Consider the following 24,303-nt stretch of genomic DNA (forward strand, 5'->3'; position numbering starts at 1 on the left):
AATTTTACCAGAAAATATTTCTTATGCCACATAGTTTTGCATGATTTCCGTTTCTCTTATATATGAGGGCAGGATGGTTTGAAGGATGTCATCTTTTGGAGAAGAAAGGGTATGCGTCCTTTTACATTCGAAGCGTAATTTGAAACGAATAAGCTCTCTCCTTATAAGAGCTTGTTTCATTTTTATGATCTATCTCTGAAACTGAATGGAACTGATGCACTATGTCACAGTCTAATACACCAGCAGAAACAGTAAAAACGAATTCCCTCCCTTTATATCCTATGGTTGTCATGGGCGTTTGCGGTACCGGCAAAAGCTCTGTTGCCATTGCCGTTGCAGAGCGCCTCGGACTTGAATTTAAAGAAGGCGATGACCTACATCCGCAATCCAATGTCGATAAAATGGCATCTGGCAACCCCCTCACAGACGAAGACCGTGTGCCTTGGCTCCGTAAATGCCGTGAATGGCTGCGTCAGGAATCCCAACATAATAAAGGGGCCATCCTTACCTGCTCTGCGCTCAAGAAAAAATATCGTGAAAGACTAGCCTGCGGCCTACCCGTTCGTTTCATTTACCTCAAAACATCCCGTGAAGAGCTCGAAAAACGCCTTGCCAACCGCAAAGGCCATTTTATGAAACCCGGCATGCTCACCAGCCAACTTGAAACTTTAGAAGAGCCAACCCAAGACGAGCCCGTCATCGTTGTTGATGCAAACGCTCCTCTTAATGAAATTGTAGACGCTGTCGTGGCAAACCTCAAAAAACTGCCTTACCCAGAGCCCGGCTATTTGGATGACCCAAAAGCGCTGGAACGTGCTGAATCTTAAGATTTCAACATTCTAATAAAGGCCCCCTTATGATTTTCTGTCACAAGGGGGTTTTCTATCAGCCATTATTTCTCTTGGCTGGTTTCTTTAATGAATTTCACCACATTCTTATACAAATCTTTTAAGACATCGTGGTTTAAATAAACCATATGACCGGCAGGATATTGATAAGTTTCAATATTTTTTTGCAAACTGCGTGGAATAGGCAAATGATTCATCTCATACAGCCCCTCGTAATAAGGCGTTGCCAAATCATAATAGCCGCCATTCAGCATGATTTTCAGCTTTGGATTGGTCTTTAAGGCAAAAGCCAAATCGGACATGACATTCGGCGTCCCTTTATTGGGTTCATCCCCTGTCTGCGGTAGGCGATGCGCTGTTTCCCAATCATTCTCTTCAAGATCGCCCATCGAACGGTATTGCAGGCCCTGACCATATTTCAAGGTTTGACGGACATATTGGTTAAAGCTAGAAATATAAGCCGAGCTGATCGCATCGGATTGCGGATCATAAACACTCTCCTTGGCCATGAGATCTACAGCAGGAGCGCTAAATTCTGTCCCAAGACGGCCTGTAATCAAACCTTTTGAGCGCTGAAGCTCTTGGGTAAACATTAGCCCTGTTACTCTTAAATCGGCTCTAAGAAGATAAGATTCAGAGAGACCGGTATAAAGATGGAGTTGCTTTGCAATCTCGGCCTTTTCCGCTTCCGGCAGGCTATTGCCTTGAACCAAAGCAGGCAGATATTTGGTCATTGCAAAATGCTCGACCTCTTTTAAGAAGGCTTTAAGATCGGCAGGTTTCTTCTCCGGTAGGCAATTATGGTACCAGGCGGTTGCCGCATAAGTTGGCAAAGCCAGCGCATAAGGCAGATCATTTCCCGGATTAAAATCAGGCGTATCAATATTATTATCATAACTCAAAATTTGAGACAGCAGGATCACGCCATTAAGATCAAGACCGGCATCTTGCTGTAGTTCCTTGGCGACAACGGCGGAACGTAGCGTGCCGTAACTTTCCCCGAAAAGATAACGTGGGGAATTAAAGCGGTTATATTTGCCGAGGAACTTCTCGATAAAAGAGGCAAAGGCATGGGCATCCCCATCGACACCGTAAAAAGCTTTCTTCGCACCTTCTCCGCCGATACGGCCAAAACCCGTGCCCGGCGCATCAATAAAAACGAGATCAGCGACATCCAATAAACTTTCCGCATTTTTTTCAAGCTTATAAGGCGGTGCCGAAAGATGGCTATCGCCATTGGTCGCAATACGAACAGGGCCGAAAGAACCTAAATGCAGCCAAAGCGAAGCTGAACCGGGGCCGCCATTATAGAAAAAGATAAGAGGCCGTTTTTCTTTGTCCACCCCATCTTTGAAATAAGCAGTATAAAACATGGAGGCAACGGCAGGATTCTTTTTGTCCTTATCCTCAGATTTTTTAGAATCCTCGTCCTTTTCATTTTCAAGATCGCCACGTTCTTTCAAGATATTTTCTGAATCATCATACTTGGCAGCATGTACCGCAATCGTGCCGGCCGTGGCATGATAAGAAAGGTGCTGAGCGCCAAGATCAAGCGTCCCTGTTGTGGTGCTGTCTTTGGACTCATGGGAAGAAATAAAAGGGGCAGCCAACGCCGTCCCTGTCAAAAGTGAAAAGGCAAAAAAACCGGCAACATATTTAGCGTAAATCTTCATCCAATATGCCCTCAATCATTTTATTTTGACGTCAAAAGTCTGAAATCAGCTTTTAATAATGTAAAAATACTATTTTAGTATTTTATTACTGTGACCGATTAGCGGAATGATGGGAAGGGGATTTTAGAAAAGGATTATCAATATTTCACATGCACTAAATATGCTTGGCAATATTCCCCAGCTCTAACCCTTTCCCTGCGGCGACAAGATTATGTAGCTCACGTAAAGTTTTTAAATCGGCTTTACAAAGCCTCTTAGCCAATTGTTCTTAAGAAAACTGCATTTTGTAGAAACTCTTGGTAGGCACAAAAGCAATAAACTAAGTACGCCCCATTTTCTGCCTTAAGTAAGATAAGCGCTTCTACTTATATGGGCTAAAACGTGGGTAAGATTTTAGCTACTCGTCAAAAAGTGCAGAAATCAGGTATTTTCTAGGAAAAATGGTGCCGGATGAGAGATTTGAACTCCCGACCTTCGGTTTACAAAACCGCTGCACTACCACTGTGCTAATCCGGCAATTAGATTGTGTTATCACAATCTCGCTTTATTCTTTCAAAAGCATCGTATGCAAGCTTAATGCCAAACTCTGTAGAATTACTCAAGAGGCAAAATGTATTTTTTTTACAATCCCCACCATTTTTTATCCCAAATCCAAAAACCGACAGGACTATCAACCGCCCATGTCTCAAAACAAAGGATAAAAGTCAGCACAATTGCAACGAACAGAACCAACGTACAGCATAAGAGAATCGTATCGGCACGACGTGCCTCTCTCGACATCCGCATTTCCATCTTTTGACGGTGATGCTCCGCCTTAATGCTAAGGACATCCGTATCGGTTGATTGTTTTTGCCATGCGGAGACGGTCTCTTTTTTCGGCATTGCGGATGTCCCTTTTGAAAGTCCAGATTATTCACTTTTAAAATCTGAAAATAACGCTTTTTACTTTAAGAAAATTTTCTTTCTTTTAGCAAATTCTTTCCCCCATTCCAAAATTCTGAAAACAATCTCTTTTTTTTCAAAGATAATCAATAAAACCTCTTGTATTGAAAGGCTTTCAAGCTAAAATTCAGGATAGGGTTATAAAACCTCATATCATCACTGTTAAACATATTCTAAGGAATGAAACAGGTATGCGCATTAAATTTACATCTTTGCTCGCAAGTGCCGCTTTTCTAGCAGGTACAGCGCTGACAGCTCCTGCTTTTGCAGACACAACAGCTCCTGTTGCCTCTTCTGTGAAGCACCCAATCAAAGCAATCAAGCAAAAGCTTGCCCGCCATAAAGCAGAAGTTGCCTTTAATAATCTTTCCGCAGATGGTCAGATTGCCATTGCAGATGTTCTTGCAGCAAATATGCAGCTTGCGGACAATGATTCAAAAGAAGCAACAAATCTTTTGAAAAAAGCTCAGGCTTCTTTGAAGAAAGCCGCTTCTGCGGATAGCGCCTTCACAGCCGCAATGAACCAGCTTAACCCTAAGCTAAAGCTTGAATTGGCAAAACAACAGCAAGCCGTTGCAAACAAAGATGGCGCAAACCCATCTGGCGCCACAAAATGGATTCCCGTTGGTGCTGAAATCGTTGCTGTCGATAAACTTTCAGCTTCTGATAAAGCCGTTGTTGCAAAAGCCAACAGCCAGCTTCGTTCCGGCGACACCAAACAGGCTGCTGCAACATTGCGTAGCATCGGACAAGACCTTGATTTCATCATTGCACTTGCACCGCTTGCCGCAACAACAGATGCTGTTGATCGTGCCGTTCTTTTTGCTGAGCAGGGTCAGACACAAGAAGCTGTGGATGCCATCACAACGGCAACAAACGGTATCGTCTTCCTTTCTCAAAATGTGATTGAAGATAACGGCAAAACAGCTTCTGCGCTCAAAGCAGACAAAAAAGCTGTTTCTGCACAGAAAAAAGCCAATGCTGCGCAGGCTTCTGCAAATAAAAATGCTCAAAAAGCACAGGATGCGCAAGCAACTGCTGATGCCGATGCTCAAAAAGCACAAGCCGCTAATCAAGAAGCCGGCTTGGCACCAGGGGCACCTGCTGACACAGATCCTGATGTTGGACCAACCAAATAATTTCTCTTTGAGATTATGCGTAAAAAAAGCTGGCTTATTTTTAAGCCAGCTTTTTTTTATCTCTCCATTTAAAAACTTACAGATAATATTTTAAGAGTGCATCCCATCCCTGCTGAACACAAGCCGCATGAAGGGTATTTTCCAGCAAACAGGCAACCGTCATCGGCCCGACACCACCCGGCACCGGCGTGATCCAAGCGGCCTTATCCTTTACCTCGTCAAAAGCGACATCCCCGACAAGGCGCACCTTGCCATCCTCGCTCTCAACACGGTTAATCCCAACATCAATCACAATCGCCCCCTCTTGCACCCAATCACCACGGACAAGCTCCGATGTTCCTGTTGCCGAAATGATAATTTCCGCCTCACGGCAAAGAGAAGACAAATTTTCAGTATGGATATTGGCAATCAAAACGGTTGCCTGCTCCCGTATTAAAAGCTGTGCCATTGGCTTGCCTACCAAATTAGAGGCCCCAATCACCAAAACTTTTTTACCTCGCAGATCAGGTGAAATTGTCCGTAATAAACGCCAGCATCCCAAGGGGGTACAGGGAATAATCGCCTCTTTCATCCCCAGAGAGAGACGACCGGCATTAATAACGCCTAGCCCATCAACATCTTTTCGGTAATCCACTTCATTCAGAAGCCTTTGCGCATTAATATGCGGCGGCAACGGCAGCTGAATCAAAATACCATGAATGTTAGGATCTTGATTTAAACGGCGAATTTCTTTGAGCAGTTCTTTCTCAGAGACATCCTCTTGAAATTTCAAGGTCATGGAATTCATTCCGACCTCTTGCGCCTGAACGCCTTTTTTCCGAACGTAAATTTTAGAAGCTGGATCCTCCCCAACCAACAAAACGGCTAAGCCGGGCGCTTGCATATGTTCTTTATGGGTTCTGATAAAACCGGCAATGCGGGCTCTTAAAATTCTAGCCGCCTCACGGCCATTCAAAAGTTGCCCCAATTTTTGCGTTTTATTTTGATGATACTGGTTCAGGATCGTATTCCTGCTGTTAGAATTATTTTTTAAAGAATAAGTGAAAGCGTACTCTCCAGCTTCATATATGATTTAGAAAATATTTTATCCAGAAAAAAGGATTTTTTCCAGTCTTCATAAAAATTTAGATGCCCACATCCGCAGGCATCTAAATTCTTTAAGCGCAAATTTTCAAACAAAAAGCTTAATCTTCAGCATTCTGATTAGTGCTAGAAACATCCTCATCCGCCTGAAGATTCCCATTAATCGCCATATATAAATGCTGACCATCTCTGAGAATTTGGAACAGAATTGGTTTTTTCGCCGTCAAAGATTGTGTGATAAAAGAAGAAGCCGCTTTCGGCGCTGTCACCGGATGGCTATTCACCTCTAAAATCACATCTCCCGGACGAATACCGGCACGTAAAGCAACACTGTTGCCCCCAACCTCAATAACCGCGACCCCCTGAACATTTTCATCCACCCCGATTTCCTGACGGACACGTGGGTTGAGCGGTGAAAGTGTCAGACCAATCTTACCGGAATTTGCGGCACTCTCTTCACCATTTTTGGAAATTGTGGATAAATCCCCAGTGGTAAACGAAAGTTTTAAAGTCTTATTGGCACGAATGACGGAAATTTCTGCCTTCGTTCCCGGCGGCAAAGAACTGACTTTAACAGCCAAATCATGTGCATTTTTAACATTTTTCCCAGAAACGGCGACAATCACATCCCCGCCCTTAATGCCGGCTTTATCTGCCGGGCTACCACCTGTCACAGATGCGACCAAAGCCCCTTCTGCAGGATTGGCAGGGCTTTTGGATTTAATGCCCATGGCTTCGGCAAGGGCTGGGGTTAAATCCTGTCCAGCAACGCCCAGATAGCCACGAACCACATGGCCGCTCTTCCGTAACTGCTTCACAACAGCGCTCACCGTATCGGACGGAATGGCAAAACCAATCCCGATAGAGCCGCCGCCATTTGGTGAAAGAATCATCGCATTCATACCGACAACTTTACCATTTAAGGTCAAAAGCGGCCCGCCGGAATTTCCACGATTGATCGGAGCGTCTAACTGAATGAAATCATTATAGGCCCCGGAATGTAGATCTCTGCCCATAGCAGAGACAATCCCGGCTGTGACGGTGCCGCCAAGGCCGTACGGGTCGCCAACGGCCACAATCCACTGCCCTGGATTAAGCTCTTCAGATTCCCCAAGCTCTAAATATGGCAAGGCCGTATCCGGTTTGATTTTAAGTAAAGCAACATCGGTCTTGCTATCTTTACCGATAATTTTTGCAGGGTAAGAACGCCCATTATCCAGTTGCACAGAAACTTTGGTTGCCCCAGAAACAACATGAAAATTGGTGACAACATAACCATCCGCACTGATAAGGAAGCCCGAACCTTTTGCCTCAACCGGATGCGGTGGCTGTGGCATCATGCCGGGCATGCCGGGCATCATAAAGGGAAAAGGAAAACCAAAAGGCATCATGCCGCCTTGTGGCGGCCCCATCTGGATTGAGGGGCCTTCGCCATCCTCATCTTGGCCACTATCTTTTACCGTTGCGCTCACAGAAACGACCGCCGGTTTCACCGATTTCACCAAAGGCACGAAATCCGGCACGGAAGCCGTCTGTGCATGGGGACGGATCACGGTTGCACTATTTTTCTCATCTATCTTTGCGGGCGTGGAGGAAGAAGAGGTTAATGAGGATAAAAGAGAGGCATGAGCCTCGGAAAAAGCCATCCCGGAAACACTCGCCCCTAGAAACAAGGAGAGGGCAAGCTTGCTTTTTAAAAAAGATTTTCTCTTTAGATTCAATGTCATTCTTTGACCCTTTTTCAAATCAGGCACATTCCCAGCCCTCATCACGATACAATATCGTAAGAGATAAGCATCCTAAGACACGTTATCAAATTCTGATCGTATAAAATTTTGCAATATATATCTTCTTTTACATATCAATTTTTGCAAAAAATATCTTTTTATTAAATTAAGACCTCACAGAAGGCTGTCGCTCTCGCAAACGCTCAAAGAAATTTTTAAGCATTTGTGTGCTTTCCCGTTCACGAATCCCCCCAAAAATTTCCAAAGGTGGATATGGGAGATTCAAAGAGAAAAGGCGAGGACCATGTTCCACGGCACCGCCCTTTTGGTCATAGGCCGCAAAGCTCAAAGCCTGAATTTTAAACGCCCCGATCGCTGCGGCGCATAAAGGGCACGGTTCCAGCGTCACAGCGAGCGCTGTATGACGTAAAAAGGCTGAACCATATTTTTGGCACGCTGCCTCTAACACCAGCATCTCTGCATGGGCTAAAGGATTATCCTGTTCAATAACCCGATTACCATTTGCCGCTAAAAGATTGCCCTGAGCATCCATCAAAGCCGCGCCAACAGGAACTTCCCCCCGCTGGCCTGCCGCACTCGCCTGTGCGAAAGCCGCCGTCATAAGGCTTTCCCATTGCTTCTTTGTCCAGTATAATTTCTTTTTTGGAGGGGTAAAATGAGGATCTTTGAATTTTTCCTCTTCAAAGCTGTTCTCTTTATCGTTATTTGCTAGATATGCGCCAAAATTCAAAACAAACCTCCCCCGTCTCCGAATCTTCTCAAAAACATAGCGCTTCTGCTCCAGTAGCGCCAAGTGACAATCGTTCCGGCGAAAGAATTGCCAAATATTTAGCACGTTGCGGCATTGCAAGCCGCCGTGAAAGCGAAAAACTCGTCGAAAAAGGGCGCATTTCCGTTTATTTTGCAGAGAGCCGCAAAAAAGAAAAAATTACGCACCCCTCCACCCTGATTGCCAAAACGGATCAGGTCTTTATGGATGATCTGCCTATTGATCCGCCGGCTATGCCCCGCCTCTGGCTCTATCATAAACCTTCAGGCCTCATTACGACCCATAGCGATCCGCTTGGCCGCCCAACCATTTTTGAGAATCTTCCCAAAGAGCTTCCCCGTGTGATTTCAGTCGGACGGCTTGACCTTAATTCCGAAGGCCTTCTTTTACTCACCAATGATGGCAATCTCAGCCGAGAGCTCGAATTACCCGACAGAGGCTGGAAAAGAATTTATCGGGTACGTGTTTTTGGCACCATTAACAAAGAGGCGCTGGAAGACCTTAAAAACGGCATTGTTGTCGAAGGGGTTCAGTACAAGTCCATCCTCGTTAAACCTGAGGGACCTCTCAATTCAGGCCGAAATACATGGCTGACAGTTCAACTCCAAGAGGGTAAGAACCGGGAAATCCGCCGTGTCATGCAAGCTTTAGGGCTCAAAGTAAATCGCCTCATCCGTATGGCCTACGGCCCTTTCACGCTTGGCAATCTGCCAACAGGTATGGTGCAGCCCCTGACACCAGAAGAGGCTCATCACGCTCTGCCAAGCTATTTTCCAGCACCAAACGGCAAAACTGTTTCTGCAATTTCTGTGCCGATGAAACAGGAAGAGGCTAAAAATATCCGTGGCAAAACCGCCCACAAAAAAGAGAATTTCACCAAAGCATTTCATGTGCCTGACAAGAAAAATTCTCAAAAACCGGGAAAAGCTAAATTTGGCACAGTGAAATACGATAAAAAAGAAGGATTTACTTCCGCAAAAACCTTTACACCGCAAAAATCTCAAAAAAGAATCAAACGGAATTTTAAAAAATGAGCCTGAGAATTTCCGGGGGAGAATTTAAAAATCTGCATCTCAACACCCCTCCGGGTCGGGAAACCCGACCAACGAGTGAACGTGCACGCTCCGCCATTTTTGATATGCTGCGCCATGCTCCTTGGGGAGGAGAGGAAATTTTTTCCGGAACAGTTTTAGATGGATTCGCAGGTACCGGAGCGCTTGGACTTGAAGCCCTCTCCCGTGGCTGTCATTTTGCCTATTTTTTTGAAAAAAACATCAGAGCGCTCAAGGCGCTCACGATGAATATCGAACGCTGTAAAGTACAAGAACAAGTCCGCCTTTTTTCAACGGATATTTTAAGACCGCCTATTTTTAAAAAATCTTGGGAAATGCCCGCACCACGGCTCATTTTTCTAGATCCGCCTTATGAAAAAAATCTTGTTCCCCGCAGTCTTAATGCGCTTAAAAAGGCAGGATGGCTTGAAAATCCAGATCTTTTAATTGTCGCGGAAACAGGAGAAAGTGAAATTTTTGAAGCCGTGCCGGGGGCTGAAAATCTCTTAGAAGAAAGGCGCTTTGGAGCGGCAATGATGCGCTTTTGGTGTCCCAATAAAACCATATGAAAAAGAATAAGCGGGATTTTTCATCTCTTGCCTTGGTGTGTTCTGTTTATTTATTGTATCCTGTCCCAGAATATTGTGTTTTGGGGCGATATGAGACAAATCTGAGGTGAATGCCATTTCCTTTTTCACTTTTTTAAAAAAAATATTTTCAGAAAATGAGCTAGGAAATAAAAGCCAAGCTGAAGAAGAGCTCTTGTTATATCAAGATTCTTTTCCCCCAACCCATGATGAAGACACCCCGAACGCTTGGACAAAAACGCTTCATTTTATTTCGAATTTTTGCGGATTATTTTTTGGCCTCTCGTTCCTCATTTTAGCGGGTTATTTTTTTCTCGCTCTGACGACATTTAATCAATTTGACCCGAATTTGGATACGGCTAACGGTAATCCTGTCCAGAACATGACTGGTATTTTAGGAGCGGATATCTCTAACGTGCTTTTACATTTCTTTGGTATTGGATCTTTCTTCATCGCTATTTTGCTTGCCGGATGGGGAATTGAACTTATCTACGCTGGCAAGCCGGGCAATATTGTCACCCGTGCATTGGGCGGCCTTGCTTTTCTCTTTTCAGGCGCTGCTTTTGCAAGTCTTTTTGAATGGATCTTCTTTGCACCTGATGGCGTTGAGGCATGGAAACATTTCATTCCGAACACCTCTCTCGGCGGCTATGTCGGGGCATATTTTGGGCGTGAACTTCTAGCACTCTTTTCCATTGCCTCTCCCAATCATATTTCACCGGAAAAATCAGTCGGGCTGATGATTTTGGGGATTTTAACCCTTATCGGTACGGCGGCTGTCGCCTTTCGAATGCCGCTGGAATATTGGATTTCCTTCGGCAAATTTCTGGGGAAGATCTATCATCACTTTTTCCCGGAAAAATCCAGCAAAAGACCCTACCGCAAACATAGCCTGACAGATAGTCCGTTTTCGGATGTTCACCATCCCTCTCCCAATGTCCCTGATATGCTTGGCAGCGAACCTTTCGCGGAAAATAACAAAAATGACCCCTGGTTCTCCACCAAAGAGACACCTTCTGCAAACGTGCAGGAACCGAACATAAATCCAGAAGTTTTTGTGGCAGAAAAACCTGCTATCATAGCAACGCCCATTCACCGCAGTCCTTTGCCGCCAATTGAAGAGGAAACATCTTCTTTTCCGCATCCACAGGAAGAAATACGCTCTCCGCTAGAAGAGCTGCCATTAAAGACAAATCCGACCTCCTCCGACATACATTCTCACGAGGTGCAATCTCACGATATACATGAGGAGATCTCTACACAGGCGGCAACAGAGGGTCAAAATCTTTCTTCCCAACATCGCTCTCTCTCTAAAAATGAGATCGCAAATCATCTTCCTTCGGAAGAGGTAGAAGAGGATGCCAGTGCTTTTTCTTCTTTAGGCAAATATTTTACACCACGTCCACAGCCAAGTGTCGGCTCGCCTTTCGAGCCAGCACCGCAACCGCATTATATCGGGACACCACCGATCCGAAACACCTATGACCTTCACCGTGAAGAGGATGAGTATGATCCCTTCCATCCTGAAGGAAATTCTGAAACAGACGCACATATCACCTCTCGCCAAGCAATGCCGCCAACGGTACCTTATACGGCACCTGCCCCCTCCCCTACCGTAAGGCCGGCAGAAACACAGGTACCATTCCAGCCGCAACCAGAGAACAGAACAGCACCACTGCCTAACCCGTCAAGCCAGAGCCAGCCAAGTTACGCCCCACCTGTGCCTGAACGTCCGGTGCAACAGCCAACGCAATATGTGCAAACACCACCGGCACCAACGCCGCAACCAGCACCGCAACCAACACAGCCTGCGCCTCGCCCTCCAATGCCGATGTCCTCTTCACCTTATTCCAAGGAAAACTGGATCAAGCCCTCGCTTTCTTTACTCGAAGACCGTCCCCCAAATGAGGAAATTCCGACAGAAGAAGACCTCAAGGAAATGGGCGAATCTCTTGAGCAAGTTCTTGCTGAATATAAAATTAAAGGACAAGTGGTGGCGATCCGCCGTGGCCCTGTTGCAACCCTTTTTGAATTCCGTCCGATTGCGGGCACAAGAGAAAGCCAGATTGTCACCTTAAGTGACGATATTGCCCGCTCTCTCGCTGTTGCCAATATCCGCATTACCCGTGTTTCAGGTCGAAATACTGTTGGTTTAGAGGTGCCTAACCATATCAGAGACATGGTCTCCTTTGTGGAGCTGCTCAACAATCCAACATGGACAGGAAGCAAAGGCTATCTAGAGCTTGCTCTTGGGAAAAACGTGACGGGCAAGCCTGTTTACGCTGATCTTGCAAAAATGCCCCATCTTTTGGTTGCCGGAACGACAGGTTCAGGGAAATCCGTTGGGATGAACGCTATGCTGCTCTCCTTGCTTCTGCGTCTCAGCCCTGAAGATTGCCGCATGATTCTGGTTGACCCGAAAAAGCTTGAATTCTCGCTTTATGAAGGTATTCCACACCTGCTGACCCCTGTCATTACCGAGGCAGATAAAGCCTTAGGTGCGCTTCGTTGGGCTGTTGGCGAAATGGAGCGCCGTTACCAGTTCCTTGCAGATGCCGGTGTGCGCAACATTGTCAATTATAACCACAGGGCAAGAGAAATCCGTGCAGGACGTGCCTCCAACATTCGCACCTATCAAAGCGGAAACGATCCGCAAACAGGCCTGCCCATTACAGAGGAGGTCGAGCTTCCAAGCGAACATCTCCCTTATATCGTCATCGTGATTGATGAGATGGCCGATTTGATTATGAGTGACGGCAAGGGGAAAGAAATCGAGGCTGGTGTCGTCCGTCTTGCACAAAAAGCACGTGCCTGCGGTATTCATTTAATTATCGCCACCCAAAGACCATCTGCCGATGTGATTACAGGCTTAATCAAAGCCAACTTCCCAAGCCGTATCGCTTTCCAGGTCACCAATAAAATTGACTCACGGATTGTCTTGGATGTTGCCGGTGGCGAACAATTACTTGGCAATGGGGATATGCTTTTCCGTTTTCCCGGCAAACCGATTATCCGTCTGCACGGCCCTTATATCAGTGAGGAGGAAGTGGATGCCGTTGCCAATGATCTCCGGAGTAAACAAGCGCCCGTTTACAATTCCGACATTGCGCAGAAAATGGAAGAGGCAGCCAACGAAGATAACAGTAAAAGCGGTGGGGCTGATTCTGGCAGTGGCTCCGGCGGTGATAAAGACGAGCTCTACGAAGAGGCCGTTGAGATTATCTTTAAACATAAACGTGCTACGGCCAGCTTTCTACAACGCCAGCTCAGCATCGGCTATAACCGTGCCTCGAAAATCATTGAAACGATGGAAGAGGAAGGCATTGTCGGCCCTGCCTCTGCCAGCGGCAAGCGGGATATTCTCGCAAGAAAACCGCCGAAAGAGGAAAATGACGGATTTGAGGATTCTTTCTCTGGTGAAGAGGACGATGAAAATCATCTCTTCTAAACCCTGTCTTCTTCCATACACGCCCCAATGCCTCATCTTATGAGCCAAGCCCCGCTTCCAAAAGAAGACGGGGCAAGGTTTTTCCGGAAAGGAATGACCTTACCGCTTCTCTATCTTTCACCGCATTTTGCTGTCATCGCAAAACCCGCAGGCATGGCTGTTTACCCGACAAAAAACACCTCCCACAAAACAGTTGAAGAATATCTTCAGCCTCAAAAGCGTGGAGGGCCATGGCTGGTGCATCGTTTGGATCAGGATACGGCAGGATGTCTGCTCATTGCACGGCGTAAAACGGCGCTGATTGCGGCACAAAATCTCTTTGCCGGAATAAAAAATACCAAAAATCTCTCTAAAATTTACTGGGCTATTTTAGAAGATGTCCTTGATCCCTCCCTTGGGGACAGTGGTGAAATCACTGTGCCTTTGTATAAAATACGTAAAAAACAAAAATGGTTTATGCAAGCCTGCCCCGATGTGAATGCCCTCCCCTCCTCCCTTAGAAAAGAGATTCTGCCAGCAAAAACAAAATGGAAAAAACGCGGCGAGCACAATGGGAAAACATGGATTGAACTGGAACTCCTCACAGGGCGCACCCATCAGGCCAGGGTGCATTGCCAATTTTTAGGTGCTGCCATTTTAGGCGATACGCTTTACAGCCAATCCACGGCCGCTGCAAGCCAACCTCTATGCCTTTTGGCACGTTCCCTTTTCCTCCAGCTTCCGTCTAGCGAAAAAATCGAAGCCAGCATGCCGCCACCTGATTTTATGACTACCGAAATTCAAAAAATCCATCCTGATTTTATCTCTTCATCAGTACCCTTCTTGGGAAAGGATCCTTTTTTTCCGTGAAAAAATCTTTATCTTGCGCCGCCTCTCTTCTTGGGCTTTCCATCCTAAGCGCCTGCCAAATGCAGACCAATCCCAAAGCACCACCGCCAATCCAACCTGATAGCAAAAATTATTCCAAATCTTTGCCTCAAAATTTACAGCCCAATGAACTTGATCCGCATTTTACCCAAGCGGTAAAGGCAAAAGAACTCGCCCAATGGTGCCTCTCCAACGATCAAGACCACATGCAGGGGTCAGGCGGAACAATCAGCGGAAATCCGTGGAATGCGTATCAACAGGAAGATTATTTCTGCGCTATCCCTCTCGTTGCCTCAACCGAATATCAGGCCGTTATCCTCCGTTTCCAGCCGCTTTCCGATAAAAAAAGCTATTTCCAAGCCGATTTAGCGCATCTACCCGCCATGACGCATCATGGTTTTGTGTTTAAGCAAATCACACTTTATCAGCTCAAGGAAGAATTTCGAAAAAATAAGCGCTTTGAACATACCGTGCTTTGGGAGGAAAATCGTGCGCCAACCCCTTATGCCAAACCACCTTATTGGCCTTGCTATGAAGGATGGCCCTTTGGCATGGTTCAACCTGCCAGCCCCATCTGCCATCCTGATTTGCAAAATCACCGCCTCATTCAATCACAAGTGCGCTACTGACAAATATAAAAAACCCCGCCTTTAAAGCGGGGTTTCCTGTATTGAATAAAAAAAATCTTCAAGCGTCCATTAATGCTCTGGCGATACGATTTTTAAACGGTACCAACCGGTTAGCCACTTTGAGCGCCGCTTTTCTAGCAATCAAGAAAGGCGTTTCATCCCGTGTATAAACTGTCCCAATCGCATTCGTTGCCGCAAAAAGCGGAAAGGTCGCCATTCTTAATTTATGACAATATTTCCGCAATGCCTGTGCATTTCCGGGATCAGCATCTTTGGTTTGCAGCATTTCCTGCGCCAAAATTTCCTGTGCCTTGAGACCGAAATTAAAGCCATGCGCCGTAATCGGATGCATACCGACTGCCGCATCCCCCACCAGCGCCATTCTATCCGCATAGAAACGATGCGCATAAACAGCTTTGAGCGGATAAGCAATACGAGGGCTTGAAAGTGTCAAAGGGCCATAACGATCTTCCGTAAGGATCGAAATTTCCTTATTAAATTCCGCTGCATCGCATTGCTGTAAATGCGTAATTTTTTCAGGAGACATGGTTAAAACCAAAGAAGACTGATAGCGACCGTCCTCCGTCATTTCTGCAACCGGCAAAAGCGCAACCGTGCGCCCCTCTGTAAACCATTGCAGCGCCACATTTTCATGCGGCACATAATGCGCTACCCGGCAAACCAAAACATTTGATTTAAAATCATGCAGAATAATCCCAATCCCAGCGGATTGGCGCAAATGGGAAAAACGACCATCCGCTGCGACAAGAAGACGTGCCGCAATTTTTTCTCCATTATCAAGCTCTGCCGCAACCGCTTTACCGCCCTGAATTTGACGTGTTTTCACAATCGAATGACCGCAAAGAAGCGTAATATTATCCGCCTCTTCTTTCACACGCTCATAGAGGGCTTTGCGAATAAGATGGTTGGCAATCAACCAGCCCAAAGCTTTACCTTCACCTGTCTTTGGAGAAGATTTTCTTTTAAAAAGAGAGTGCGGTGCCTCAAAAATCAAAGGGGAAGATCCACCATCGCCACTTTCAACCCGTGCCTGATACATCGGGCAAATACATTCTTGCGGAAATTTTTCCCACACGCCTGCATTCTCAAGCCAACGGCGGCTATGATGGGTTAAGGCAATTTCCCTTCCATCGAAAGAAGGGGCGGCCAGCACCGTTTGCGGTGCCTTTTCCACAACAGCGACTCTCCAGCCATCTCTTGCAAAAGAAAGGGCCGTTGCAAGGCCGGCAGGGCCCCCGCCACCAATGAGAATGTCAAATGATTGTGCGTGAGAATTTTCCATCTCTTTACTCCTCAATGGGACAATCGGGCGCCCATAACCCACGATCTATAAATGCTATAAATATCTTACCTTCTTACGACATTTTCCAAACGGCTTCTAGGCTTTTGGCCAATGAAGCACATGATCTTCCAAGGCAGGCCGTTTCTTTGGCCCTAGTCCTTTCATCCGTTCCGGTTCGGAACCCACCAAAAGAAAACCCAGCAATCCGCCCTTTAGGGGATCTTCAGACAAGCCAAGCTCTTGACGCAATTGTGCATCTTCACCATAAGCACCACTAACCCAAACCCCACCAAATCCTGAGAAACTTAACGCATTGAGGATATTCATCGCCCCTGCGGCAACAGAATATTCCTGCTCAGATCGGGGGATTGCGCAATCGGGTAAATATTCCGCCCCAATCGCAATCGCCATAGGCGCATCTGCAAAACGACGCTCTAAACGTCCGAGTTTTTTTTCACCGATCTCTTCATTTTGACGATGGGCGGCTTGCGCAATTTTTTTCCCTAAGATTGCGCAATTTTTCTGCCCGTCAATCACAACAAAACGCCAAGGGCGAATACGGCCATGATCGGGAGCGCAAAGAGCTGATTTTAAAATTGCATTAAGGATTTCACCTTGGGGTGCTGGCGCTTGAGGGGCATCAACAGATTGACGTGCTAACAGCGCCTCTAGGGAAACAGGAAATGAAGTTGCCATAATTTTAATCCCATTAAAAAATTAAATCATATTTAAAAAATAAGGCCAAACCAACTGGGACAGGCTGGCAAAAGCTTTAAAAGCATTTTAACCTTATTTTGCATGTTAACGCCAATTTCTTTCAAAGAAATTCACCCAAAAGAAAAGGACAAAGCGCCATGACCGTACCTTATGATCCCGATAATATTTTTGCCAAAATTATTAAAGGACTGATCCCTGCCAATATCATTACAAAAAATGCGCATGCTTTGGCCTTTCATGACATTGCGCCAAAGGCAAAAATTCATGCGATTGTCATTCCCACAGGCCCTTATCAGAACTTCTCTGAATTTAACAGCAGAGCCTCTCAAGAGGAGAAAAATGATTTCTGGAATCTTGTTGAAGAAACGGCGCATCTACTCGAATCCCATTTTTTAGAAAAAGCTGAGGATAAAAGCCAGTCAGGTTTCCGTCTCATTACCAACCAAGGCCCAAATGCGGGACAAGAAGTGGAACATTTTCATGTTCATATTCTTGGCGGTCAAAAACTTTTTCCCCTTCATTCGGAATCCTAAAATCCCATTACTTGTCCAAAAGAGAGGTGAAAATTTCACCTCCTCTTTATTTAGAATGTAAAAGTGGACATCAAAACAGCTTATTTTTTGTACAAAAAGCATAAAAACAAAGAAAAATATAAAAAAATGATGTTTTTCATGTTTTTTTACTTGCCATAAAGTTCAAAACTGCTCTATGAGTGGGGACACCAAACAGGCTCTTGTCTCGTTCGTCTAGAGGCCTAGGACACCGCCCTTTCACGGCGGCAACACGGGTTCGAATCCCGTACGAGACGCCATTTGCTTTAGAGCATTCTCCTGTTACATAATCCCACTTATAATTTATATGTGGTGACTATAAGGCCATTGTCTCGTTCGTCTAGAGGCCTAGGACACCGCCCTTTCACGGCGGCAACACGGGTTCGAATCCCGTACGAGACGCCATTAGCCTTTGGATTATGAAATTCCTGAATATTTCAGAGCTTCATTCACAGAAGCATAAGATGCCATTATCAATCTTGCCTCAAGCAATCCAGAAATATAGAGCAAACAGAATTTTCTGCTTTTCTTCGGGCGAATTCAACGCTCCAACCCAATCCTCCGTTAAACCTGCCACGATTTTTAAAGTAATCCCAAAATCTATTCCAAGCATCATGCTTTAAAAGAAGCTCGATCGTCCTTATCTAAGATCTCTTGATATTTAGGAAATAAAGGATATTCCATGACAGCTCATGCTACTTTCGCCAATAAGGTTGTTTTGATTACCGGCGCAGGTTCTGGAATTGGTTTAGCCACAGCGCAAGCCTTCGCCAGAGAAGGTGCACAACTTGTTCTTATTGGACGGAAAGAAAAACCTCTCAAAGAAGCCGCCGCCGCTATTTCAAAAGAAGGACATCTCGCACCGCTCGTCATTGCACATTGTGATGTCGCCGAAGAAGCACAAATTGCGGCAGCCATTAAACAGACTTTTGAAAAATTCGGACGTTTGGATATTGCCTTTAATAATGCAGGTATGGCAGGTGCCGGCGGCGCTTTGGCCGAGGTGAATAGTGCGGAATATCAACGCTTGATGAAGGTCAATGTTGACGGGGTCTTCTTTTCGATGAAGCACCAAATTCCCCTCATGCTCAAAACCATTGCAAAATTTGAGAAAGAAGCCGGTGCAGGCGGCCAATGCCGGATTGTCAATACGGCCTCCTGTGCAGGGATTATTGGATTTGCCGGTGCCTCTGCCTATGTCGCCTCTAAATTCGCCGTGGTCGGCATGACAAAATCAGCAGCACTGGAATATGCACAGGCCGGCATTGCGATCAACGCCGTTGCTCCGGGCCCAATCGAAACACCTTTAATCCATGATTTTGCAAAAGGTGAAGAGAGCAAAAAAGCCTTATTGCAAACCCTTGCAATGACGGATTATGGCGTTCCGGAAGACGTGGCTGAAATCGTTCTAGGAATCTGCTCCCCCAGAATGAAATTCATGGCGGGCAGCGTGATTTCGATTGATGGCGGACAAACTGCCGGTTATTAAAGCTTTACAATAAAGGCTTTTTCAAGGAAGAATCTCAGAGTATCTTTTGAGATTCTTCTTTTTTATAAAGCTCTCTAAACCCATGAAAAAATATTTCTCGCTTTTTTTGCTTCCGTTTTTTTATCCGCTCTCCGCTTCAGCGGATTTGTGCAACGGCGTTTTATTAGAGGCGGTTGAAAATTGCGGTTTTCCACATGCGGCAGGCGAAGTTTTACACAAGCTTCATTCGGGGAAACCTAATAAAAATCACGAACCCAAAACATTCGAACAGCAACACCATCGTTGCCCTTGGCCTGCAAAGAAAATCACACTTTTGAACTGCCATATTATCTCAAGAGACACTTATCCCTATTATGATCTTCTTCTCAACGATACGCCGGATGAGAAAACACCGATCACCTATGAAAAACTCTATGAAATCCTCACCCATGAGGCGGGCTTTTCTCTCGACAAAGCAGGGGATTTAGCCAGACGTTATAAGCGTGATCCAAATGATAACTGCTCTCTAAAAGTCGAACGCTATCTTTCTGCCCGAAAATTCGGCAGAACCTATCCGCAAAGGACATGGATGGCACCGCCCTGCCCCCTCATGCCCTCCATTGCTGTGCTAGATCAGTAAGTATACTTTCCAAATAATGCGCCTTAGAAAAGCGAAGAAAGCATCTGTTTCGCTTCGACATGGCCTTTCATTGCCGCTTTTTTTAGATATTTTTCAGAGTGTTTGAGATTTTGGGGAATGCCATCGCCATTAAAATACATCACGCCTAAATTATAATTGGCATCGGGATCACCGGATAAGGCGGCCTTTTCAAAATATTTTCGTGCCATCTCGAAATTTTGGCCAATCCCGTTTCCTTGGTAAAAAATCACTCCTAGGTTGAAAGAAGCGGCTATACTCCCGTGTTTTTCCGCCTCTTGAAGCCACTGGAAAGCCTTTTGAGGATCTTTTGAAACACCTCTTCCCTCAAAATAACGCAAACCTAAGGCACATTCTGCCTGTGGATTTTGAGAATGTGCGGCTTTTTTCAAAGAAAGAAGATTATTTTTCTGGGTCTGTTTTTGGGGATTCATCCCGAAATAATCAATCCCTGACTGCTGGCGGATACGGCACCACGGACAAGATTTACTTGAGGCTGAATAGTAATGTTGGGGATTAACCTGACAGGATTTCAGCGTTTTTTGCATTTTCCCAAGAAATTGAACCCATTCAAAGGCACTCGGACGCTGAGGTGCTGTCGCGCCTTTAATCCCAAAAAATCCTGATTTTCGCTCACCGAAAGCCGCCTCAAACGCTTTGCGGATTTCTGGTGGGAAATCCTTCAGGAGAAGCGATGCTCTAGGCGGCACATTGCTTACAGGACGTGTGAGAGAATAAGAAAATTGATAATCCCGAATTTGATGTCCTAATTCCTTATTAGGGTCACGAGGATCCGTCCCTGCAAAGGGATGACGCCCCATGCCTAAAAGATAAAAAATCAAAACAGCGAGCGCAAAACAATCATGGTTTTCTGTGCGTAAAGTCTTCGTTAAAGACTGCCCTTGGAGCTCCGGCGCCGTATATTCCTCAACACCAACCTGACAATGATAAGCCTTGCGCCCATCATGGATTTGGAAAGAGTCTGTATCAATCAAAATAGCCAACCCATCCCGTGAGATTAAAATCCCGGAATGGTTAATATCCCCGATAACACAGCCTGCTTTATGTACGCTCGCAATGGCACGCACAATATTTTGCGTTGTATGGACTAAAAAACGATAATCTTTATTCGGAAATTTCAATCGGCGGCTTTTGGGACTGTAAAGCTCATGCACCGGTAAATAACCGACCACTTTTTTCATGCTAAATCCGCAAAAACAACCCTTTTGGTCGGTCACAATAGCCTGTGGAAAGGCAACCATTTTTCCGGCACGTTCCGCAAGCTTTTGCTGAACCATAAAGCGAATTTTAGAGGCTCTGGAAGCGGCCTTATCCGGTTTATAAAGCTTTACCGCAAGAGAGGAGCTTTCTTGAATTTCATAAACATCCCCCTCACCGCCGCTCCCCAATTTTGCGCCGAGGGTGATAGGATGGCCATTCAAGTAAAAATGCGCTGGCTTCATCTAAAAATCATTTCACCAATGCAAAGATCAATGTCTTATCATCATCCGTACGGCTACACACTTTTTCACTTAGCAGTAGCTCTCCCAATCCTTTCGATAGGAATTTATCACAGCCTACTTTGTTCCGCCTTAGTGATTTTTCAAGCGGCCGAGACAAGGTCTGAAAAAAAGGTTGATGCGGCGTGTTATTGGAAAGATTTAGGGCAAGTCCCTCTAACCCATCGCTAAAAACACAAATACCTTTAATCTCTTTTGACTGTGTAGAGACCCGAATTTGCAACGTCTTATCTGTCAAAAAATAAGTTGTCGAAGCATATTCCCCATGATGCGGCGCCGAAAAACACTCCCAAGATTGCGTGGCATCACAGGTCACAATCGCCCCATCGCCAATATGGGCACAGATTTGCTGGGTACCATTACCCAAGAAAAGCACCAAGGTGCAGGCAAAATCTTTAAGAGAGAGATTTTCAGCGGACTTTTCCGCTTGGCGGGCAATCTCTTGACGTGTTTCTAAAACCCATCCTCTTAGAATCGTTTCCGAAGGTAAAATAGAGGATTTTTTAAAATAACGGCGGATTTTTTCTTTGAGAAAGCGGCAGGCAATTTGCGCCCCCTCGCCGCCGTGAGAGGTACTGCCGGCACCATCACAGACAATGGCGGAAAACCAGAAATCTTTCCGCTTTGAAAAAAGCGGCGGTGAAATTGGAAAGGCAACGCAAGCATCCTGCAAAGCAGTTTGGTTTTTAAGATGGCTCGTGCCAATTTTAGAGGCCTGCATCCACCGCCAAGGTTTCATCATTCTCCCCCCCTTTTTAGATTTCAGCCCAGCCTTCCGGCGAAGGAAGCGCCACGCTTTCGCCTGGACGAGAACGGGAGACAGAGCTTAAAGAGCTGGAAAGCCAGCTAAAAAGCTCATTAAATTTAACCCCTTGAAGTTTCAGCGGCGCACGCACAGAAAGCTCTTTCAAAATATTCATATCGGCATCTTTTACGCCAATCCCAAAAAAGGCAAATTCTTTGGCCGCCTCACCGTTTCTAATCAATTCCATCGCTCTGGTGACATCATCATTAGGGCCACCATCGGTAATCATAAAAATCCAAGGGCGATAATATTTAATACCATTGGCCTGATATTGGCTTTTGCGATCTCTCAGCAACCCAATAGCTGTTTCAATGGCTTCACCCATCGGGGTCAGGCCGGTTGCCTTAAAATCATAGGGATGGAATTCATCGACCGTTGAGAATTCTTGAGCAATTTTGACATCTCCGCCAAAGGTCACAATAGAAATCTCGACACGTTTTGCCGCCAAGGAATCTTTTTCCAGTTCGCTCTTAAAAAGGCGAACCCCTTCATTAAGATCGTCAATGGGGCCTTTTGTGCTAAACATCCCAGCAGACATAGAGCCAGAAACATCAAGTAGCAGGATGCAAGGGCATCTATTTTCAGGATTTTCAGCAAATTCAATGGCTGAAAAATCAGAAAAAGGAACCTGTTCAAAATCGCTCAAAATAATATTCCTCTTAGAGTCGTATGCGCTGTCTATCCGTGTGCGCTTTAGTCTAAAACCATACAGAAAGGAGGACAAGCACATAAATGCACCTGTCCTCCTTTTTAAAAACCTGAAAAAAGCCCGATCGACTTCTTTAAAAAAGATTATCGGGCTTGTAAAAAATTTAAGCTTTTGATTGCAATGCCTTCTTTTCAAACGCTTTGAATTTTTCTTCTAATTCCCACTGTAAGCGGGCTTTTTCATTCTCTTCAAGAAAATGAGTGCATTCTTTTGAAAGCTTACCGGTTTTAAGAGAAGATTGGCACTGTTTCACAGGCTTGTCTTTCTTCACCCAAAGAGATTTTCCCGGCATAAAGGATTTTTCCAAACCCGTTCGGCTGAAATTTTTCAAATCCTCATAATGCTGATTTTGGTCTGTAACAGCACGCATATATTCCTGCGTCAAATTACCACGGGAAACCCCCTCATCATCGGTAGAGAGTGCGACTGGCACATTCGCATGCTGATAAAGCGCTAGCGGATGCGCCTTGCCCTTCACATTTAAGATCTCATCATTAGAGGTTAGGTTAATTTCGACCATGATGCCTTTATCAGACATTTCTTTGAGTAATTGGTCGCTATTCTCTTCCCCGGCAATGTCCACCCCATGACCAATACGTTTTGCGCCTGCCACTTCAATCGCCTGCCTGATATGGTTTTTCAACGCATCCTTAGGAACAAGATCACGGCTTAGCTCTCCAGCGTGCAGAGACAGCTTCACAGAAGGATAAACCTTATTCAAAAAGGCAAACATCTGCATGTGCTGCGCATAATCTTTCACCGCCACTTCATTATCTTCCGGCTCTGCAAAATCGACCCCCACAACACGGGAATCTTTTGCCGCCAATGCATAGCCAAGGGATAATTGGGCAAAAACCTCTTTCGGACTATAGGTTCTCAATGCCTGATAAAGATAACGCACATGCACAGAACAGGCTGGCTGAGGATTTTTAGCGTCACAATTTAAAAGCTTCCGACTACGTTTTTCGGCCTCGTTAATTTCTTTTTCCGCCTGTGCGACAAGTTTTGGTAATTCAGGGGCTAATGCCTGCTCCCAAAATTTGAAAGCCGTATTCCCATCTTCTTTGGAATCGGGCAGTTTACTCCCGGCATGAATGGCCGCCATCACGGTTGGGGCAATCATAAATTCAACATATTCGACATGATCTTCTGCGGCACGGCCGGTAGCCTCTGCCAGCATGTCGCCCATTCTAAAATCTTTCAAACCGTCAAAACGGTGAAAAGCCGCAAAGAAATGGTCATGTCCTGTCTCGCCTCCCGGATGATAGACAAAATGACGCATGGACATCGCATCCACCATTTTCTCTTCCTGATCCTTATTTTTCAAAATATCTTTTGCAGGACGTAAATTTTTCTGAGCAGGAGAGGTGCAGGAAGTCGGGAGAATGGCCTGCTTATCTATTGCAATACAATTGCCGTCCTCACCGGCCCAGCGCAGGAAATTCTCAGCATAAATCGCACCCGTCAAATGATTGTGAAGGTCAGAACCTTTTGGGAATGTCTTTAGAAAACCTTCCAACGCAACAGGGTTCCCTTTCACACTGGCTAAGATCTCCTCTAGATTTTCTGCCTGCCCTTTTGAAACATTCTTATGTTTAGCATTTGCAAAAGAGGTGGAAAAAGCAGAAACAAAGACAGCACTTAGCATGAGTGCCCGAAATGAAAATAAATGCTTGGCTTTAAAATGACGCATTCTCTCAACATCCTCTTTCACAAAAATTAAAACAATCTTGGAGGACTGCTATAATATAAAAAACCCTCCGGTAAAAGACGCAAGGAAAAAGCGT

21 protein-coding genes and 3 tRNA genes are annotated in these 24,303 nt (G+C 45.4%); 12 read left to right on the forward strand and 12 right to left on the reverse strand.

Annotated elements, in window-relative coordinates; translation table 11 throughout:
* Nucleotides 1–221: 221 nt before the first annotated feature.
* Nucleotides 222–827 (forward strand): gluconokinase, encoded by a 606-nt coding sequence (locus tag FAI41_02865; GenBank protein ID QCE32606.1) that lies wholly within the window; start codon nucleotides 222–224, stop codon nucleotides 825–827.
* 65 nt (nucleotides 828–892) lie between these two features.
* Here the strand turns inward: FAI41_02865 and FAI41_02870 are convergent, their stop codons facing one another.
* From FAI41_02870 to FAI41_02880, 3 genes are all read right to left on the reverse strand, one after another.
* Nucleotides 893–2,521: a peptidase S10 gene (locus FAI41_02870; protein QCE32607.1), complete on the reverse strand. Its 1,629-nt coding sequence runs from the start codon at nucleotides 2,519–2,521 to the stop codon at nucleotides 893–895.
* 441 nt (nucleotides 2,522–2,962) lie between these two features.
* Nucleotides 2,963–3,037 (reverse strand) — tRNA-Thr (locus FAI41_02875).
* 105 nt (nucleotides 3,038–3,142) lie between these two features.
* On the reverse strand, nucleotides 3,143–3,403 hold the full coding sequence (locus FAI41_02880; protein QCE32608.1) for a hypothetical protein: 261 nt from the start codon (nucleotides 3,401–3,403) through the stop codon (nucleotides 3,143–3,145).
* Nucleotides 3,404–3,654: 251 nt separating this feature from the next.
* On the opposite strand from FAI41_02880, the gene FAI41_02885 reads away from it, so the two are divergent.
* Nucleotides 3,655–4,602, forward strand: a complete 948-nt coding sequence (locus FAI41_02885; GenBank protein ID QCE32609.1) for a YfdX family protein — start codon at nucleotides 3,655–3,657, stop codon at nucleotides 4,600–4,602.
* Nucleotides 4,603–4,678: 76 nt separating this feature from the next.
* On the opposite strand, the gene FAI41_02890 is transcribed toward FAI41_02885, so the two are convergent.
* The 3 genes from FAI41_02890 to FAI41_02900 form a co-directional block, all read right to left on the reverse strand.
* Nucleotides 4,679–5,602: a bifunctional methylenetetrahydrofolate dehydrogenase/methenyltetrahydrofolate cyclohydrolase gene (locus FAI41_02890; protein ID QCE32610.1), complete on the reverse strand. Its 924-nt coding sequence runs from the start codon at nucleotides 5,600–5,602 to the stop codon at nucleotides 4,679–4,681.
* A gap of 184 nt (nucleotides 5,603–5,786) precedes the next feature.
* Entirely contained in the window at nucleotides 5,787–7,331 is a 1,545-nt protein-coding gene (locus FAI41_02895) for a Do family serine endopeptidase (protein ID QCE33771.1), read from the reverse strand.
* A gap of 247 nt (nucleotides 7,332–7,578) precedes the next feature.
* On the reverse strand, nucleotides 7,579–8,034 hold the full coding sequence (locus tag FAI41_02900; GenBank protein ID QCE33772.1) for a nucleoside deaminase: 456 nt from the start codon (nucleotides 8,032–8,034) through the stop codon (nucleotides 7,579–7,581).
* Nucleotides 8,035–8,147: 113 nt separating this feature from the next.
* On the opposite strand from FAI41_02900, the gene FAI41_02905 reads away from it, so the two are divergent.
* The 5 genes from FAI41_02905 to FAI41_02925 all read left to right on the forward strand — a co-directional run bounded on the left by FAI41_02905 (nucleotide 8,148) and on the right by FAI41_02925 (nucleotide 14,785).
* Nucleotides 8,148–9,236: an rRNA pseudouridine synthase gene (locus tag FAI41_02905; protein QCE32611.1), complete on the forward strand. Its 1,089-nt coding sequence runs from the start codon at nucleotides 8,148–8,150 to the stop codon at nucleotides 9,234–9,236.
* Nucleotides 9,233–9,823 (forward strand): 16S rRNA (guanine(966)-N(2))-methyltransferase RsmD, encoded by a 591-nt coding sequence (gene rsmD / locus FAI41_02910; protein QCE32612.1) that lies wholly within the window; start codon nucleotides 9,233–9,235, stop codon nucleotides 9,821–9,823. Before FAI41_02905 ends, rsmD begins: the two co-directional genes overlap by 4 nt.
* Before the next feature lie 106 nt (nucleotides 9,824–9,929).
* Nucleotides 9,930–13,289, forward strand: a complete 3,360-nt coding sequence (locus tag FAI41_02915) for a hypothetical protein (protein ID QCE32613.1) — start codon at nucleotides 9,930–9,932, stop codon at nucleotides 13,287–13,289.
* Nucleotides 13,290–13,316: 27 nt separating this feature from the next.
* Nucleotides 13,317–14,138 (forward strand): RNA pseudouridine synthase, encoded by an 822-nt coding sequence (locus FAI41_02920; protein QCE32614.1) that lies wholly within the window; start codon nucleotides 13,317–13,319, stop codon nucleotides 14,136–14,138.
* Complete coding sequence (locus tag FAI41_02925) at nucleotides 14,135–14,785, forward strand: hypothetical protein (protein QCE32615.1); 651 nt, start codon at nucleotides 14,135–14,137, stop codon at nucleotides 14,783–14,785. The genes FAI41_02920 and FAI41_02925 overlap by 4 nt, the downstream gene beginning before the upstream one ends.
* 58 nt (nucleotides 14,786–14,843) lie before the next feature.
* Here the strand turns inward: FAI41_02925 and ubiM are convergent, their stop codons facing one another.
* Nucleotides 14,844–16,088, reverse strand: a complete 1,245-nt coding sequence (ubiM, locus tag FAI41_02930) for a 5-demethoxyubiquinol-8 5-hydroxylase UbiM (GenBank protein ID QCE32616.1) — start codon at nucleotides 16,086–16,088, stop codon at nucleotides 14,844–14,846.
* A gap of 96 nt (nucleotides 16,089–16,184) precedes the next feature.
* Nucleotides 16,185–16,784, reverse strand: a complete 600-nt coding sequence (locus FAI41_02935; GenBank protein QCE32617.1) for a nitroreductase — start codon at nucleotides 16,782–16,784, stop codon at nucleotides 16,185–16,187.
* A gap of 158 nt (nucleotides 16,785–16,942) precedes the next feature.
* On the opposite strand from FAI41_02935, the gene FAI41_02940 reads away from it, so the two are divergent.
* The 5 genes from FAI41_02940 (at nucleotide 16,943) to FAI41_02960 (ending at nucleotide 19,464) form a co-directional block, all read left to right on the forward strand.
* Nucleotides 16,943–17,338 (forward strand): HIT domain-containing protein, encoded by a 396-nt coding sequence (locus tag FAI41_02940; protein ID QCE32618.1) that lies wholly within the window; start codon nucleotides 16,943–16,945, stop codon nucleotides 17,336–17,338.
* Nucleotides 17,339–17,540: 202 nt separating this feature from the next.
* Nucleotides 17,541–17,616, forward strand: a tRNA-Glu gene (locus tag FAI41_02945).
* Between the two features lie 69 nt (nucleotides 17,617–17,685).
* Nucleotides 17,686–17,761 (forward strand) — tRNA-Glu (locus FAI41_02950).
* Between the two features lie 277 nt (nucleotides 17,762–18,038).
* Nucleotides 18,039–18,845, forward strand: a complete 807-nt coding sequence (locus tag FAI41_02955) for an SDR family oxidoreductase (protein ID QCE32619.1) — start codon at nucleotides 18,039–18,041, stop codon at nucleotides 18,843–18,845.
* Nucleotides 18,846–18,927: 82 nt separating this feature from the next.
* The gene (locus tag FAI41_02960; GenBank protein QCE32620.1) at nucleotides 18,928–19,464 is read left to right on the forward strand and encodes a hypothetical protein; all 537 of its coding nucleotides are present in this window, start codon (nucleotides 18,928–18,930) and stop codon (nucleotides 19,462–19,464) included.
* Between the two features lie 23 nt (nucleotides 19,465–19,487).
* On the opposite strand, the gene FAI41_02965 is transcribed toward FAI41_02960, so the two are convergent.
* From FAI41_02965 to FAI41_02980, 4 genes are all read right to left on the reverse strand, one after another.
* Nucleotides 19,488–20,945 (reverse strand): hypothetical protein, encoded by a 1,458-nt coding sequence (locus FAI41_02965; protein ID QCE32621.1) that lies wholly within the window; start codon nucleotides 20,943–20,945, stop codon nucleotides 19,488–19,490.
* A gap of 7 nt (nucleotides 20,946–20,952) precedes the next feature.
* Nucleotides 20,953–21,744, reverse strand: coding sequence for a protein phosphatase 2C domain-containing protein (locus FAI41_02970; GenBank protein ID QCE32622.1), 792 nt, complete (start codon nucleotides 21,742–21,744; stop codon nucleotides 20,953–20,955).
* Nucleotides 21,745–21,757: 13 nt separating this feature from the next.
* Nucleotides 21,758–22,453 (reverse strand): VWA domain-containing protein, encoded by a 696-nt coding sequence (locus FAI41_02975; protein QCE32623.1) that lies wholly within the window; start codon nucleotides 22,451–22,453, stop codon nucleotides 21,758–21,760.
* Nucleotides 22,454–22,619: 166 nt separating this feature from the next.
* Complete coding sequence (locus FAI41_02980; protein ID QCE32624.1) at nucleotides 22,620–24,209, reverse strand: adenosine deaminase; 1,590 nt, start codon at nucleotides 24,207–24,209, stop codon at nucleotides 22,620–22,622.
* Nucleotides 24,210–24,303: the final 94 nt, after the last annotated feature.

The organism is Acetobacteraceae bacterium, assembly GCA_004843165.1.
GTDB lineage: Bacteria > Pseudomonadota > Alphaproteobacteria > Acetobacterales > Acetobacteraceae.